Annotated in this window: 6 protein-coding genes and 1 pseudogene; 2 read left to right on the top strand and 5 right to left on the bottom strand. The window is 45.1% G+C overall.

What is annotated here, in order from left to right; genetic code table 11:
• Positions 1-113 precede the first annotated feature (113 nt).
• The 3 genes from ACYRY3_RS36405 to ACYRY3_RS36395 all read right to left on the bottom strand — a co-directional run bounded on the left by ACYRY3_RS36405 (position 114) and on the right by ACYRY3_RS36395 (position 12,195).
• Entirely contained in the window at positions 114-4,907 is a 4,794-nt protein-coding gene (locus ACYRY3_RS36405) for a beta-ketoacyl synthase N-terminal-like domain-containing protein (protein WP_460206587.1), read from the bottom strand.
• A 184-nt stretch (positions 4,908-5,091) separates the two neighbouring features.
• Positions 5,092-10,119 carry a type I polyketide synthase gene (locus ACYRY3_RS36400; protein ID WP_460206586.1) on the bottom strand — a complete coding sequence of 1,676 codons (5,028 nt, stop codon included), beginning with the start codon at positions 10,117-10,119 and terminating at the stop codon, positions 5,092-5,094.
• Between the two features lie 291 nt (positions 10,120-10,410).
• Positions 10,411-12,195 (bottom strand): NAD(P)/FAD-dependent oxidoreductase, encoded by a 1,785-nt coding sequence (locus ACYRY3_RS36395; protein ID WP_460206585.1) that lies wholly within the window; start codon positions 12,193-12,195, stop codon positions 10,411-10,413.
• A gap of 607 nt (positions 12,196-12,802) precedes the next feature.
• Between ACYRY3_RS36395 and argJ the strand changes: the two genes are divergently transcribed.
• On the top strand, positions 12,803-14,044 hold the full coding sequence (argJ, locus tag ACYRY3_RS36390) for a bifunctional ornithine acetyltransferase/N-acetylglutamate synthase (protein ID WP_460206584.1): 1,242 nt from the start codon (positions 12,803-12,805) through the stop codon (positions 14,042-14,044).
• Between the two features lie 486 nt (positions 14,045-14,530).
• Positions 14,531-14,866 carry a DUF4342 domain-containing protein gene (locus tag ACYRY3_RS36385; RefSeq protein WP_460206583.1) on the top strand — a complete coding sequence of 112 codons (336 nt, stop codon included), beginning with the start codon at positions 14,531-14,533 and terminating at the stop codon, positions 14,864-14,866.
• A 743-nt stretch (positions 14,867-15,609) separates the two neighbouring features.
• On the opposite strand, the pseudogene ACYRY3_RS36380 reads toward ACYRY3_RS36385, so the two are convergent.
• Both ACYRY3_RS36380 and ACYRY3_RS36375 read right to left on the bottom strand, forming a co-directional pair.
• Positions 15,610-15,783 (bottom strand): annotated as a pseudogene (locus ACYRY3_RS36380) (beta-ketoacyl synthase N-terminal-like domain-containing protein); the annotation flags it as partial.
• Positions 15,784-15,810: 27 nt separating this feature from the next.
• Positions 15,811-16,707 carry a DUF3102 domain-containing protein gene (locus ACYRY3_RS36375; RefSeq protein ID WP_460206582.1) on the bottom strand — a complete coding sequence of 299 codons (897 nt, stop codon included), beginning with the start codon at positions 16,705-16,707 and terminating at the stop codon, positions 15,811-15,813.
• Between the last annotated feature and the right edge of the window lie 133 nt (positions 16,708-16,840).

Genomic DNA, 16,840 nt, shown 5'->3' with positions numbered 1-16,840 from the left:
GTGCTCTTTGTGTCTTCGTGGTTTCAAAATAATTTTTTAACCACGAAGACACGAAGAACGCAAAGAAAATACTCGACAGGGCTAGCAATGTTTACCCTAAGATTGTGAAATCTTTATATACACAGTACGTTTGCCATTTCCTGCAAGCTTCTGCAACTGAACAAGGCTTGGCGATCTACTTTTCCGTACAATTTTTCAAGGCGGGTAACAATGCGGATGCGTTCTAGTGAATCCATACCTAAGTCCGCCTCTAAATCTTGATCCATTTCTTCCGAGGTAATCGGGTAGTGACAAATTTCCTCTGCTACCTGTCTGAGTAGAGACTCGATATCAGTATCACGCTGAGTATCTTTTTGTGACGCCAGAATCGGTTGTGTTACCTGTTGGGTTTGAATTGTTAGTGAGGTTAATTCTTCTATCTGAGAAATATATTCCCTCATTAAGCTATCAATTACGGACAGGTTGAAGAAGTTCTCATCGTAACTTGCAAACAGATGCAGGCTGTCGTCAAATATCTCTTGTAATATATCTATCGTTCCTGCAGCGTTTATACCACCTGCTTGATAACCAGTTACCGCTATAGGACCGTATTGAGTTTCAATGTGGGTGTGTCCCGTGTAAGGGAAATATAGATTGGATTTCAACGCACTCCGGAATACAGATAGACTATGTTCGGGGATTTTGCCGTCTTCCAACGCTATATTGTTCCGGAAAATCGTGCCAATCTGACGAGTTTGAGATCTGTCAAGTCCATTGGCTATTCCATTTTGAACTTCCTGATGAAGACGGTTTAATAGAGTTGACCAGTCTTCGTTTGGCTGTGGTGGCGCGAAGCTCAGCGCTAAATTCTGCGCGAAGCTGCTGACCATATGAGATGCATCTACTCCGGGGTAAATTCTACCACCAGTGGGGACTTGAAGGATAACGGATTTAGAGGACTGCTCAAACTTCACAACCGCTCGTAGGAAAGCTCCCATTAGCAGGGAATTGATAGGCAATCGCCATTCTCGGGTTTGGGCAATTAGCTGAGCGGTGGTTTCGCGTCCAAGGCGGTACCGTAGGGTGTGAAATTGGGGACACTTATTGTCTACAGTATCACCTTTTGGATTCCAGAAATAAGAATCTTTACCTTGTTTACTAGTATACTCTGCTAGTGAGCGGTCTTCTTCTGGGTCGTACCAAGCATTCATGGCTCGAACGACTTCAGAGTAATCTTGGAGCGTGGTGGCTGTCGGCAGATTAGGCTCATCATTGCTGACAAGTGCGCGATAAATTTCCATAAATTCGCGCAATATTATGTGATTTCCCAGAGCATCCGAAATCAAATGTTCGTTACCTAAAAATAGTTGATAATCGTTATCTCCCAGACGGAGTACAGAAAACCGATGCAGTGGCCATTCAATCATTGACCATTGGTAATTCAGCCATCGGTGTAACTCTTCTTGTATTGCCTGTTCTTGAGCGTCACTGTCAAGATGTCTGAGATCGGTGACTGGAATTTCAGGGGGAGTCACTTGTTCAAGAACTTCCATCTGATAGTCTTTGAAGCGAGTTGCGCCAACTGGTACATGGAAGCGAGCTCGTAACATGGGATGGCGAGATATTAGGAGTTTCCAGCTCTGCCATGCAACATCAATGTCAAAAGTTCCTTGTAAACGTAAGGAAGAAAACAGGCTGTTGGAATTAACGACCCAATGCCCCACTAAATGAAAATACTGACCGTGTAGCATTTCTACACTTTCTACTTCCTGTTGTTGCTGTACGGTCAATTGTTCTCGATTGACAACTTTTGCTTCCTCAGTACTGTTTGTGTCTTTCTTACCAGAGGGTTGCCATTCTTCAAATCTTTCAATGACTTGCCTTACGGTTTGCAACTGCATCAAGTCACGTAAAGAAAACTGACTGCTAAATGCTGCCTTTCGATCGTCTGGAATGATTTTCGCTAAGTCACTCATCAGTTGCGTCATCATGAGAGAGTCTAGACCTAGTTCTCCCTCCAGAGTCATATCCAGACTAATTTGGTCTTGTTTTTGTCCGCTCGTCTTGGCAATTATAGCAAGGATGCGATCTTGAAAATTTGTTTCTGGAATGCTGGTCGAGAAAGTCTCTTGCTTTTTGACTTGTGCTTCCTCTTTATTGGAAGGTACCTCGGCTGCTTTGATGTCCAACCAATAACGTTGGCGTTGGAAAGGATAGGTAGGCAGGGGCACTTTTGCACGTTGGTAATCCCGGTCAAAGCCCGACCAGTCAACTTTCACGCCGTTTACGTATAACTTTCCTAAACTCTGGAGGAGTTGCTTCCAATCATCATGTTCTCGACGCAATGAAGGTAACCATACTTCTGTTCCTTCTGGCAAACACTGTCGCCCCATTTCAATCAGTACGGGATTTGGTCCGATTTCCACTATCAGCTCGACTCCCTGTGCGTGCAGGGTCTGCATTCCATCGGCAAATTGCACGGTCTTTCGTATATGTTGCCGCCAATAACTGGCTTGACTCATTTCTGAAGGGCGGATCAGTTGACCTGTCACATTGGAGATGAGGTCTATGTTGGGTTCGCTGTAGGTAACCGTTGCTGCTTGCTGCTCAAAAGCATCTAACATCGGTTCCATCAAGGGCGAGTGAAATCCATGAGATACACTTAAGCGCCGAGACCAAATTCCACAAGCTTGCAGTTCCACAAGTACTGCCTGTACGCTTTCTCCTTCACCCGAGATAACCACGTTTTGCGATCCATTCAGCGCTGCAATCGCCACTTTTCGTCCGTAGGGAGCAATGGCAGCCCTTACAGTCGCCTCAGGAGCAAACACTGCAGCCATTTCACCCCCTGCCGGTAGGGCTTGCATCAGGCGCGATCGCTCTGCTATCAGTTTCAGACCGTCTTCCAGACTGAATACCCCTGCAACGCAAGCTGCCACATATTCACCGATGCTGTGACCCATGACCACATCTGGGGTGATGCCCCAAGAGCGCCATAATTCATACAAAGCATATTCTAGGGCAAACAGGGCAGGTTGGGTGTAAGCTGTCTGGTCAATGGGGGATTGAGAGTCGTCAGTTGGATAGAGTACAGACAACAGGGGTTGTTGTAAATAGGGGCGCAGGATAGCATCGCAGCGATCGAGGGCTTGGCGGAAGGTGGGTTGGGTTTTGTAAAGCTGGCGACCCATGCCTGCGTACTGCGACCCTTGCCCAGTAAACAAAAAAGCGATTTTGGGCTGATGGGTGTTTTTAAAGAGCCCCGTAAACATATCATTTGGTTTCAGACTAACACTAAAAGCTGCTAGTTGCTCGCACACCTGCGCTGGGCTTTTAGCAACCAGTGCCATTCGATGGTCAAAGACAGAGCGACCCGTATTGGCAGTGAAGCAAACATCGGCAAGGTTGACATTGGGATTTGCTTTGAGCGCTGTGTAAAAATCGCTGACTAATTGCTGTAATGCTTCTTCACTTTTTGCCGAAAGGCTGAGCAGATGCAAGGGACGTTCTTCTTTCATCGGCTCGCTCTCGCGGGCTGGAGCTTCCTCAATCACCAGATGAGCATTGGTTCCACTGACGCCAAACCCACTCACCCCTGCAATGCGGGGTCCATTTCCTGACATCCAGAGCATTCGCTGGGTTGGAATGACCACCGGAAGTTCTGCCCACCTAATGTGAGGATTGGGATTTTTCAGGTGCAGATGGGGAGGTATTTCTTTATTTTGCAGTGCCAGCACTACTTTAATCAGCCCAGCTACCCCAGCTGCTGATTCCAAGTGACCGATGTTAGTCTTCGCTGAGCCGAGCGCGAAAGGTTGTTCCTTGGAGCGTCCTTGACCCAGTACTACCCCTAAGGACTCTACCTCAATCGGATCTCCCAAAGATGTCCCCGTGCCGTGGGCTTCTACATAGCTCACTTGTCCTGGTTCTACTCCAGCATTAGCTAGGGCTTTGCGGAGAAGTGCTTGTTGGGCAACTCCATTGGGAACTGTCAGACCACTGCTGGGTCCGTCTTGGTTGACTGCTGAACCCCGAATCACTGCCAAAATGTTGTCTCCATCGGCAATTGCATCACTTAGCCGCTTCAGAACCACGACCCCGCAACCCTCTCCTCGCGCAAAGCCGTCGGCTGACTCATCAAAGGTTTTGCAGCGACCATCGGGAGCTAACATTCTCGCTCTACACGTTGCAATGGTTGAAATCGGTGATAGGATGAGGTTGACCCCGCCAGCAAGGGCTAGATTACACTCTTGATTGCGTAGACTTTGGCAGGCAAGATGGATAGCTACCAATGACGACGAGCAAGCTGTATCGACTATCATACTGGGACCCACAAGACCCAAGGTATATGACAAGCGACCAGCTACAGCGTTGAGGCAATTGCCTGTGGTACTGTAGGCGTCGATGTTGCTGCGATCGCCAGATTCTACTTGGAGTTGCAAATAGTCATTAGTAGTAATCCCTACAAAAACCCCAGTTTGACTGTTCCTAAGTCCTTCTGGAGCAGTGCCAGAGTGCTCGAGTGCCTCCCAACTGACTTCTAACAGGAGTCGCTGTTGGGGATCCATGCTGACAGCTTCCCGTGGAGTAATACCAAAAAATTGGGGTTCAAACTGGTCTACCTGCTCCAAAAACCCAGCGCTTCGGACATACATTTTTCCGGGTGTATCGGGGTTTGGGTCGTAGAATTCATTGATATCCCATCGGTCGGGTGGAACTTCTGTAATAGCATCGACTCCATCACGCAGCACAGACCAGAAGGCTTGTAGGTTTTTAGCTCCTGGAAATCTACACCCCATGCCAATAATCGCGATCGGTTCTGTCTTAGAAAGCTGCATTGCGTCAAGCTTGGCTCGCATTTCTCTAAGTGCAATAAGTGCATTTTTTAAACGAGATTGATAGTCAATAGCTTCTGAAGTATTTGTCATTTTAGTAATTCTTTGGTATCAATTTAAAAATTTATGGATAGAGGGCGGTTAGTGGTTAGTGGTTAGTGGATAGTGGATAGTGGTTAGTGGTTGGGGGACAGAGGGCGGTTAGTGGATAGTGGTTAATTGCCAATCTTTGATGAACTACTAACTACCAACCACTAACCATTAACTACTACTCACCTCAAGAAGCTGTGCTGAGTTTTGCCCAACTATTTAATTCTTCATCAAGTAATGATGCCAATTCGGATTCGGAAAGTTTTTCTAGTTCCGTTGACGCCTCGAAAGGCTTATCGCTATCCTTTGGCAAGGCTGAAACAGTTTCTGCTGCTGGTTCTAGGGATAAAACTTCGGTAGCCAGGTAATTAGCAAGAGTCTCTATATTGGGATAGTTAAAAGCCAATGTTGAACTTAAGGTATGTCCCAGGCTGGCTTCGAGAGTTGTTTTCAACTCAACAGCCATTAAGGAATCCATGCCTAGTTCGACAAATCCCTGTCGTATCTGTGGTAGTTGAGATTGTTCTAATCCCAGTACCTTAGCGACTGCCGTTTGAAGATGAGAGATTAAGAAACCATAACGTTTGTTTGCAGGAAGACCTTCTAATTGCTGTACGACCTCTGAGCGTTTTGCTTGAGAAGATTCATTTTTCTCCTGAGGCTGTTTGTCAATTTGTTCCAGTAGTGGTCGCTGTCCCTTAACTTCGTAAATGGGTTTGAAGATACTCCAGTCAATTTGAGCTGCTGTTATTTGAGCAACGTTCGTACCCAAAAACTGTGCTAACGCTGCAATCCCTTGCTCTGGTAGCCATGCTTCGACTCCCATGCGTTTCAACAATGTCTGGGTTTCAGAAGATGCCATTCCGCCACCAGCCCAAGGTCCCCAGTTGATGCTTAAAGCTGGTAATCCCAAAGCTTGGCGATGATGGGAAATAGCGTCAAGGAAATGATTGCCTGCAGCATAATGGGCTTGTCCTCTAGACCCCCACACCGAAGCAATTGAGGAGAAGCAAACGAAAAAGTCTAGCTTCATGTCTTGGCTGAGATGGTGCAGGAGCCAGGTACCGACTACTTTAGGTCGTAGTGTAGATTGGAGTGTGCTAAAGTCAATATCTTGTAATACTTTGTAATCTGTAACACCAGCTGCATGGACAATTCCTCTTAGGGGCATAGTGTCTCGCAACTGTTCAAAGACCGCAGCCATCTGAACCGAGTTACTGACATCCGCCTGCGCCACGATGATATTGGCTCCCATGTCTTCCAAGGATTGAATTGCCTTAACCCGTTCCCAAGTGTCAGTACCATGTGGTATTGTAGACCACCGCTCGCGATCGGGAAGACCTTTGCGCCCTACCAGCACCAGGTTTCGCGCACCTTGTTCTACCATCCACTGGGCAGTCCTAAGCCCTAAACTACCTAAGCCACCAGTAATCAGGTAAGTCGCATCCGCCTGCAAATGCACGGGTTGCGATTTAAGATTGCTGCTACGCACTAAACGAGGAACATAGCGTTGTTCACCACGAAAAGCAATTTGGTCTTCGCCATCTGGTTGCCAAATTTCTGCAAGTAAGGACATTGCCTGTAATTTGGTTGCCTCCTTTCCAGAGGTATTGGCGTCTAAATCGACCAGTCCCCCCCAAATTTCCGAATGTTCTAACGCAATTACCCGACCCAAACCCCACAAAGGTGCATTAGCCACTGCTAGGGGAACGGGTTTTGCTTCCACTGCCTGGGTTCCGCAGGTTGCTACCCACAATCGGGGTGAGATTGAATTGGTATGATTAAGTAGCGCCTGAACTAGATGCAGCACGCTTCCACTACCCAAGACCTGAGCAACTTCCAGAGAGGATGGTGTAATTTGGTTCCAAAGCGCAGTTTCTAAACTCCACAAATGTACGATTCCACGACATGGCAGTCCGTTAGTGGCGATAAGTTCTTGGAACAGCCTTTGAAAGTCACTCAGGTTTGCAGGGTTTATTTTTCGATTTCCGTCTTCTAAAATTTCGTATGCTTCCCCTGGGTAAACCATCAAACATTTCTCACCACGGGCTTGCAGTAGTTCTGCTAATGTATATCCTACTCCTGCGCGATCGCTAAAGATAACCCACTTGCTACGTTGGTTTGTTTGGGTTTGCTGGGGTAAAGCCTTACGGTTCTGGAGTTGCCATTGAATTTCGTATAAAGAATCACTCCAGTTTTCTAAAGTCAGTGGCTGTGGCTCTTGCTGGATCAGCTGTTTGAGTAGCTCGTGTCTTTCTGGAGATAGTTTAGCAATCCGTTCGGACAGGTTAGTTAAACGTAAATTTTCAAGTAATGATATGACTTGCTCTACTGGAAGTTGTTCAACGATTTCTAACTTGCGAGTCAGTTCTTTTGTATCTACAGAATGTAAAAAATTGTGGATGGGTTGAGGAACTGCCCGATTTTCGAGCATTACAATAGAAGACTGTTGTTGTTTGGGGGAATCCACTTCCACCCAGTACCGCTTTCGTTGGAAGGGATAGGTAGGTAAGGGGACTTTTGCTCGTTGGTAATCCCGGTCAAAACCCAACCAGTCCACGTTCAAGCCGTTTACATACAAGGCTGCCAAACTCTGGAGAACTTGCTGCCAATCATTCTGTCCTCGGCGCAAGGATGGCAACCATACTTCTGTTCCTTCTGGCAAACACTGTCGCCCCATACCGCTTAAAACTGAATGCGGTCCGATTTCTACAATGATGTCGATCGCCTGTGCTTGCAGGGTCTGCATTCCATCGGCAAATCGCACTGCTTCGCGCACGTGACGCCGCCAGTAACTGGCTTGACTAACTTCTACTCCCCTTGCTAGCTGACCTGTGACATTAGAAATCAAGTCGATTTTGGGTTCGCTATAGGTAACCGTTGCCGCTTGCTGCTCAAAAGCATTTAACATTGGTTCCATTAAGGGTGAGTGAAACCCATGAGATACGCTCAAGCGTCGGGACTCAATTCCTTTGGCTTGTAGTTCCGCGATCGCTGCTTGTACGCTCTCTCCTTCACCGGAAATCACGACGTTTTGCGGGCCATTGATGGCTGCGATTGCTACTTTTTGTCCGTAGGAAGAAATTGCCGCCCGCACAGTCGCCTCAGGAGCAAGCACCGCAGCCATTTCACCACCTGCTGGTAGAGCTTGCATCAGGCGCGATCTCTCTGCAATCAGTTTCAGACCGTCTTCCAAACTGAATACACCTGCAGCGCAAGCGGCTACGTATTCACCGACGCTGTGACCCATAACGACATTCGGAGTAATGCCCCAAGAGCGCCATAATTCATACAAAGCATATTCTAGGGCAAAAAGAGCAGGTTGGGTGTAAGCTGTCTGGTCAATGGGGGAGTTAGATCCGTCCTTTGGATAAAGTACAGACAACAGGGGTTGTTGTAGATAGGGGCGCAGAATAGTATCGCAGCGATCGAGGGCTTGACGGAAGGTGGGTTGGGTTTCGTAAAGCTGGCGTCCCATTCCTACATACTGAGATCCTTGCCCGGTAAACAAGAATGCTACCTTTGGTCTCTTGGTCTCTTGAGGTAACCCTGCAAACACTCCGGATTGATTTTGCCCAGAGCTAAAGGCTGCAAGTTGTTCGGACGCCTGCTTTGTATTTTCTGCTACTATTGCCAGTCGGTGGTCAAAGACAGAGCGACCAGTGTTGGAAGTGAAGCAGACATCAGCAAAGTTGAGGTTTGGATTGGCTTTAAGTGCCTTTTCCAATCGGCTTGCAAGCTGCTTTAATGCTTCTCCACTTTTCGCCGAAAGGCTGAGCAGATGCAAAGGACGTTCTTCTGAGATGAGGTCATCTTTTCTCCCCATCTCCCTAGGAGGAGCTTCCTCAACGATCGCATGAGCATTGGTTCCACTAAAGCCAAAGGAACTGAGTCCCGCGATCCGCTTACCGTTAACGGAAGTCCAAGGAGTAAGTTCTGTAGTAATTTTGATGGGAAGTTCTGCCCAAGGAATATGAGGATTGGGGTTTTTTAGGTGTAGATGGGGCGGTATTTCCTTATTTTGCAGTGCTAGCACTAGCTTAATTAAACCCGCAACCCCAGCTGCTGCTTCCAAATGTCCCATGTTTGTCTTCACTGAGCCAACAAGCAGGGGTTGGTTCTGCTTTCGCCCCCGTCCCAGCACTGCTCCTAAGGCTCGCAATTCAATCGGATCTCCCAGAGATGTCCCCGTACCGTGGGCTTCGACGTAACTCACTTCCCCTGGCTCTACTCCTGCATTCGCAAGGGCTGAGCGGATAACTGCTTGCTGGGCTGGTCCATTGGGAACTGTAAGACCCCCACTGCGACCGTCTTGATTGACTGCCGTACCCCGAATCAGAGCTAGAATGTTGTCACCGTCAGCAATTGCATCACTCAAACGCTTGAGAACCAGGATACCGCATCCCTCTCCCCGTGCATAACCATCAGCAGAGGCATCAAAGGTTTTGCAGTGACCATCAGGGGCAAGCATCTTAGCCCGACATTCATTAATCATCACCGTTGGTGTTATTATAAGATTCACACCAGCAGCAAGAGCCAAATTGCACTCTTTAGAGCGTAAGCTTTGGCAAGCAGTGTGGACAGCCACTAATGAAGACGAGCAAGCGGTGTCTATCGCCATACTCGGTCCTTGCAGACCTAAATTGTAAGACAATCGACCAGAAGTAACGCTAAAAGCGTTGCCTGTGGCTGTATGGGCATCAACGCGAGCCCGGTCGCTCGCCAGCTGAAAGTAATCCAAATTCATAATCCCGACAAAAACGCCAGTTTGACTGCCAAGTATCTTGTCTGGCGCGATGCCTGCATTTTCAAAAGCTTCCCAGCTAACCTCCAAGAGCAGCCTCTGCTGGGGATCCATGTTGACGGCTTCCCGAGGGGAAATTCCAAAGAACTGAGGATCGAACTGGTCTACCCGATCTAGAAATCCCGCTTTCCGGACATACATTTTCTCAGGGGTATCAGGATTGGGGTCATAATAGGCGTCAATGTCCCATCTATCTGATGGTACTTCTGTCATTGCGTCTACCCCGTTACGCAGCATTTGCCAATATGCTTCCGGATCGTTTGCTCCTGGGAATCGACAGCCCATACCAATAATGGCGATTGGTTCTGTCTTTGCTTGCTCGTTTGCTTCGAGCTTGGCTTGCATTTCTTTTAAGGCTAAAAGCGCTCGTTTTGTAGGAGATAAAGATTGGGAATTTTCTATAGGGCTCATATTTAATTCCTGATATTACAATCTGACGGAAGAAGGAATGAAGTAGGGTAGGTAGTTAACATCTTGCACCTTCTTTGTAGGAGGGTTGGTGAGCTTTAGCCCTACCTATGGAAGAATAAGTTTTTTAGGTTGTGATTTTTGCAATAAGACGATGGCGTAAGATATGAAGTAGTACTATTATCAAAAGGCAAAAGTTCGGAGGTAGAGGTCAAGTCGCTTCGCTTCAATTCGTAATTCGTAATTTGTAATTAAGTGCGCCTAGCACTTGATAGGTACTTCTGCCTTCATGTACTAGCTTTGTGCCGACAAATTCGTTCCTGTCTCAATCCAAGGTTGTAGCTTGCCTTGATAGCGGTAAGTGGTAAATTCCTGACGCATTTTAGCAATTTTAGTATTATCAGGTAAGCCTTTGGTTTTCTGTTTGTAAATCATTTCACCTATTGCACACTGAACTGAATCGCTCAAGAAACTGAACAAGTAATATAGATTTTGCGGCTTGAGCAACCCTAACAAACCAAAGCCTTTCCACAAAAACTTTGCATACCAAACAGCCATGTAAAAGTTGGTGTATTTTAAGGAACTAAAAATGTTGCACCGCTTGGGCTCAAGTTTTGTATTCTCTACAAAGTCATCAAAGTGTTTGACCGTGTGGTAACCCCAGAGCAACTGATCTGCACGGTGACAGTCCATGAAGCCGATGTTAATATCACGCTCTACTAGTTCATTGAATTGGTTATGCAGATATGGCCAGAAGCCTGTCATAGTTGCTTTAGCAGTTGCCACATATCTGGATATGAATCCTAAGTCTAAATGCCATTTGCCCACATACATAGGTAAGACAATACCAAACCATGCCATGTATTCAAAGTAGATGCGCCAGCTCATAATGCTAGCGTGACCAAGCTGTTTGTCATGATCGTGGATGAGTTGGTTGTTGAGTCGTGTGTAAGTGAGGTTAAATTCGTTGTAAGCTGCACGCTTCTCCTCTGCATCAGCCGCGCCTGCTAGTTTGGCTCGGATAATTTCCGTGACTCCTTCAATAGCAAAGGCAATCATTGTCGTCCCCAAAGAATAGAAGGGGTCGAAGATACAGGCTGAATCTCCAAGCACATACCAGTTATCTGGAGAGAACATAGTCTTACTAGCATGGGAAGGTCTTGCTAGGTAGTGAAAATCTACGTTTTCACCACTCGTTACTAACCGATAAAGAACGTTATGATTTGCCTTTAAAAAGGCGTAGAACTTTTCTTTTGTATTGATTTGATGGTCGGCGATGACCCTACGATGTTGGGAGATCCCTATTGAGATTTCCTGAGAATCCTTTTCTGTTGGAATCATCCATATCCAGTGACCACGACCAAACCAGTGATTGGTAGCATAATAATAACTGGCTGTAGCACCGATTGGGTCATAACCATTATGGAAGATGGTGCGATCTACACCTTTGACCCGCACCCATGCTGTGCCAGTATCAACGCCAAACAAATTTTCCGGTCCAAACAGAAGATTGTCTGTTTTTCGCCCGATAATAAATTTGCGACCCGCTGCATCAACAACGTGTTTGGTTTTGAGTTCTATATACTCACCATCAATTAACTTGACCTTGACAGTTTTAATGGCATCTCCTGGGGTTAGGTCTACATCCATCACACGACCACGATAAAAGACAGCCCCCATAGATTGATTCATCTTCAGCAAATCTCGCTCGAACTTGGCTCGATTCATTTGAAAGGAAGCAAGAGGAAGTTGTCTGTTGTTCCAGATATGATAGTAATTATCTATGGTTTCAGTTTTTTCTGGGTCTTTGGGCCAATGGAAACTGAGTCCGGCTTTGGGTGGATGGTTTTCAATCATGTAGTCATAAAGACCCAACTCTTTGCAAACGAAAAGAGTCGCAACTTCTACCATTGATTCGCCAAGTTTGAGGTCTTTTTGCGTCCGTTCTTCTGGGCGGGGGTCGATCAGGGCGATTTTTATTCCTGGGATATTCAGCAGCAGGTGACGAGCTTGGCAAACACCTACAAAACCTGCACCCATCATGACAACATCGTATTCTTGAGACTGAATATTATTCATTATGTTATTTGCCAGTAAATTGTGTAATTTTAAATTGATGAAAGCTTTGGATAACTCCAAGGGAAGATAAATTGTTGACTTTCCTCTGCCAATGTTGACAAATTCATGGGTAGATATAAGAGGCTTTTTTAAAAGCGGTTGAGGAGAAAGTCTTTAATTTTTTCGATTATTTTAGAAGGATACAGTTACCTACAAATTCAACTTGCTTCTTTCCGGATGTGTTCAACTATTGTCAGTAAGTTGGTAACCAATACTGCGTAAGTTTTGTATAAAAATACGAAAATACGTAGGTTGGGTTGAGGAACGAAACCCAAGTGATAAGTAGATGCACCCTGATGATCTGGAGAGCTGCCCAAGTGGCTCTCTTTTTTTTTGCATACTTTTATATAAAGTTGAATGTCCTCGTCTAAACGAGGGGTATAACCAAGCATCCCTAATATGCTATAAAATGCTTTTAAGATGCACCCTGATGATTTGGAGAGCTGCCCAAGTGGCTCTCTTTTTTCTGTTTGTTAGATGATTTTTGGAACCCTGCCCGTAAATTAGCAGGGACGAAAGCTTGATATAATCGCCAGTCGAGCGAATATTATAGTTGTGGGGAAAATAAATGGCAGACTGGCAGGAAATTACTGGCGGTGTTACTGCACCTCGGGGATATCAGGCAGCAGGAATTACCGCAGGACTCAAACCTTCAGGACTACCGGATTTAGCTTTGATAGTGTCAGATGTAGAAGCAATTGCCGCAGGTGTATTTACAACGAGTCACGTAAAAGCTGCGTGTGTAGACTATTGTCGCCAGCGGTTGCAAGCCAAGCATAGCGCTCGTGCTATTCTTTGCAATGCAGGACAAGCAAACGCTGCCACAGGTCAACAGGGCTGGTTGGATACCCTAGAATCTGCAATGGCGCTAGCCCAAGCGCTGAACATCCCGTCGGAATCCGTGCTTCTTGCTTCTACCGGAGTCATCGGAAAACGCATTCCTATGGATACTCTCAAAGCTGCAATTCCCAAACTGGTTGCAGCCCTTAGCTCAACGGGATCTGATGCAGCAGCAGGTGCAATCATCACCACAGACTTGGTTCCAAAATCTATCGCACTAGAAACAACTATAGGCGATCGCCCGGTTCGGATTGGTGGCATTGCCAAAGGTTCTGGAATGATTCATCCCAACATGGCAACTATGCTAGCGTTTGTCACCTGCGATGCCGCAGTGTCTCCGAATTTATGGCAGCAAATGTTGAGCCGCGCAGCTGAAAAAAGCTTCAATGCTATCACTGTTGATGGTGATACAAGCACCAATGACAGCTTAATTGCCCTTGCTAACGGGGAATCCCGAACCCCAGCAATAACTGAGATGGGTGCAGAAGCTGAAACATTAGAGGCGATGCTCACGGCAGTATGTCAGCATTTGGCGAAAGCAATTGCCCGCGACGGTGAAGGTGCAACCTGTCTTGTCGAGGTACGAGTCACAGGAGCACAAGATGCACACGCAGCACAACAAGTGGCGAAAACTATTGCAGGTTCCTCTCTTGTCAAATCCGCTATCTTTGGACGCGATCCCAACTGGGGTCGTATCGCTGCCGCTGCCGGACGTGCTGGAGTTCCCTTTGAGCAAGAAAATCTCAAGATTAAGTTGGGAGATTTCTTGTTGATGGAGAATGGTCAACCGCTACCCTTCGATCGCGCCGCAGCAAGTGAGTATATGAAAAAAGCTGCATTGGGTGCTTATCTTCAAGAGGACACGGTTCTCATTTGTGTCAGTCTTGGCAATGGAAGCGGTTCTGGTACTGCTTGGGGTTGTGACCTAAGTTATGACTACGTTAAGATTAACGCCGAGTACACAACTTGAGATTTTGAGTCGAGACGCGATCTATCGCGTCTCCACACGAACGATTTGTATCATTCTTTTCCTGAAATGATATAACTGCAGCTTTTTGTAAGCTGATTCTATTTTCACGTCTCCTGCCCCACTTTTCCCCACAATTTCATTAGTAATCGAACTAACACTTCCTCTCCACTTTACAACTACCGATTTTTGTAGGGTGGGCATTGCCAACTGTTTGCTACGTCTTTAGGTAATCTTCTGCCAGGAAGGGAGTGATTTAAGGCGTTGGTTAGCGTGGAACTGTTTTGAATGCGGAATATGGGTTTATTGGCAAGTGAATTTAGACATTTTAAAACCGTAGTATTCTAATTGTTAATCAACATTTATACGTTTCTTTAAAAGAAAATATTTCTGAAGATAGTTGTTTTATAAAAATACCATCATATGAATAAAATAATGAAAAAGCTTTATAATATAAATAGCTTTGTTGAATAATGAGGAACAACAAAAATGACATCATCAAACGCCCCTAAAAATGCGAATTTGGATGTTGACGTGAATGTTAATCCACCTTCCACAGAAACTCGGAAAAATATTCAGGTAGAAGAATTTAGGATTAGTAGTGATACTCTAGTTCCCAAGATTCAGGAACTGATTCATCAAGCTACTATTCGGAGAGTCATTGTTAAAACAGAAGATGAATATACACTGCTTGACATTCCTTTGACAGCAGGAGTTGTAGGTGGAGTGCTGGGTTTCACCTTGTTTCTACCAATTGCACTAATAGGGACAATTGGTGCTGCCGTTACTCGTTTGAGAGTCGTAGTTGAAAGAGCCGCAGCATAGAGACACTTACTGGTTGGAACCCGTTTAATCTAAAATCACTGTTACAAAACGTATCAAAAAATTTAGTATTTGGGTGGAGCGATCAACTCCACCTTTAACCTTAAGATAGAGTGGAGTAGTTGTTGGTAATGATAATGTATTACGTAACAGCTATCTTTATATTATCCTTAGTTCTTAGAATTAGAGGTTCTACTCCTTGCGATAATTCAATTCAGTGGTGCGATCGCATTGGCTCTAATGGCTGTTTCATATAGACAACACTGGACAAAGAGTAAAAATAGCCATCGTAGTGTTGTAGTACTTTGCAGTACTTATGATTGATTATTGGCAATTTTATAGCCCCAGTGTTGATGTCAAACTGTCCGCGTATTAGTAAATATTTTGAACAAACTTTAATTATCAATAGCATCTATCATACACTAAGAAACGCGTGCATTGTTGATGTAAGAAAACGCTCCACGAGATTAACAGCAACTTCTAATTCTTCAGCTTGTCTAAATTTTTTACACCTTGACCGATCCGCTTGTGGTTGCAGAATATTGAAGTATGCGTTCTACCATTGACCTGTACACCCGCAAGCCAAAGTTTGCCCAATGTGGTGAGCAATAACGCTACATCTGATTGAAGGGTCTGCAGATGGTGTAACGAAGAAAGCACGGCTTGTTGGGTTTGTCGATCTAGATACCTGCGCTTAACTTGAAACGTGTAAGATACATCTAGAGCCCATATCAAGATGTTGCTTTATTAATCGTGGAAACTTTAATAATTGCATGGATGCGATGTCCAATGGAGATTGCATCTGCCAGGGGCTTGAGGACAACAATTCCGATACCGTTACCACTTACTATTCCTTGCGATTGGGCATCAAAAGCTCGGCAATGTCCATCAGGAGAAAGAATCATGACCTCTTGATATAAATTCTTTCATAGATAACAAAATGATTATTAAGATTCATGAAAAGACTTACTATGGAAAGCCAAAACCTGTTGCCGCTGCTTCAGTGCCTGTTGAGAAGTTGCAATTATAGTTTCCAGATGATGGTTGCTCAATCCATCACTAACAGATTTATTGATAACTATAGCCAGTTGCTCTGGTGTCAAGTTTTTAATACTAATCGCTATTTTAGTAGTTGTTTCATCCAAGGTATTATGGTGAATTTCAGCTTGATTTACGGAACTGTGAAGCTTAGATGTGGAAGCAAGCTTTATATCTGTAAAACATGGCGAACTTATTTGTGGTTCTACTTTTTTCGGCAAAGCATCTGATGCAAAGTTACTATTGGAAAGTTGGTATTGCAATGTTGTTAATGATTTATTAGGCTCGCAATCTACATTTGCTACAGCAGCATCAAGGATTGCTGACTGGTTCTTTTTGGGAGAAGCCGTTTTTTTATGTTTGCCGATAATTTCCTTTGCTTTGGCGTAAGTAATCTTTTCACCGATATTAACACGTTCTATAGCTTCCAATCTAGCTAATGAAGATGTAGAAGGAGCAGCTAGAAGGTATAGCGCTGAGGTAGTAATATTTAAATGTGTAAAATTTACACATTTGAACTGCTGTGCAACATGCATGAACTTATTAGCAGCTGACAGGCTCCAACTAAACTCAGAGTTGAGCCATTTTCTGAAGTGTCCGTGTCCTAGATGCTGCTTTACCTCAAGTAAGTTTTGCCCAATATCAATCATGTCTTGAGCAGTACGGTGCATTAGGGTCTTAATTTTACTAGTACGCTGTTGTACTATCGTATAAGTTTCAGTGTCCAGAGTACTATAGTCAAAATCCGAACTTTCTTGACTTGATATTTGTTTTGATAAGGTAGAGGCTGAGTAGTTGTGATTCATATGCTGTCATCTTGCATTATAGAGATTACACTCAAAAACATTGCAAAATTTATACAACGTCTTTTATTGGAGACGAGAAATTAACACTTGTAAACCTGCGTATGGCTGTTTTCGGTGTATATATCTAAACTTT

Source organism: Scytonema sp. NUACC21 (genome assembly GCF_054684315.1).
Note: the sequence above shows the minus strand (reverse complement) of the source record. Positions and strands in the feature narration are given on the sequence as shown.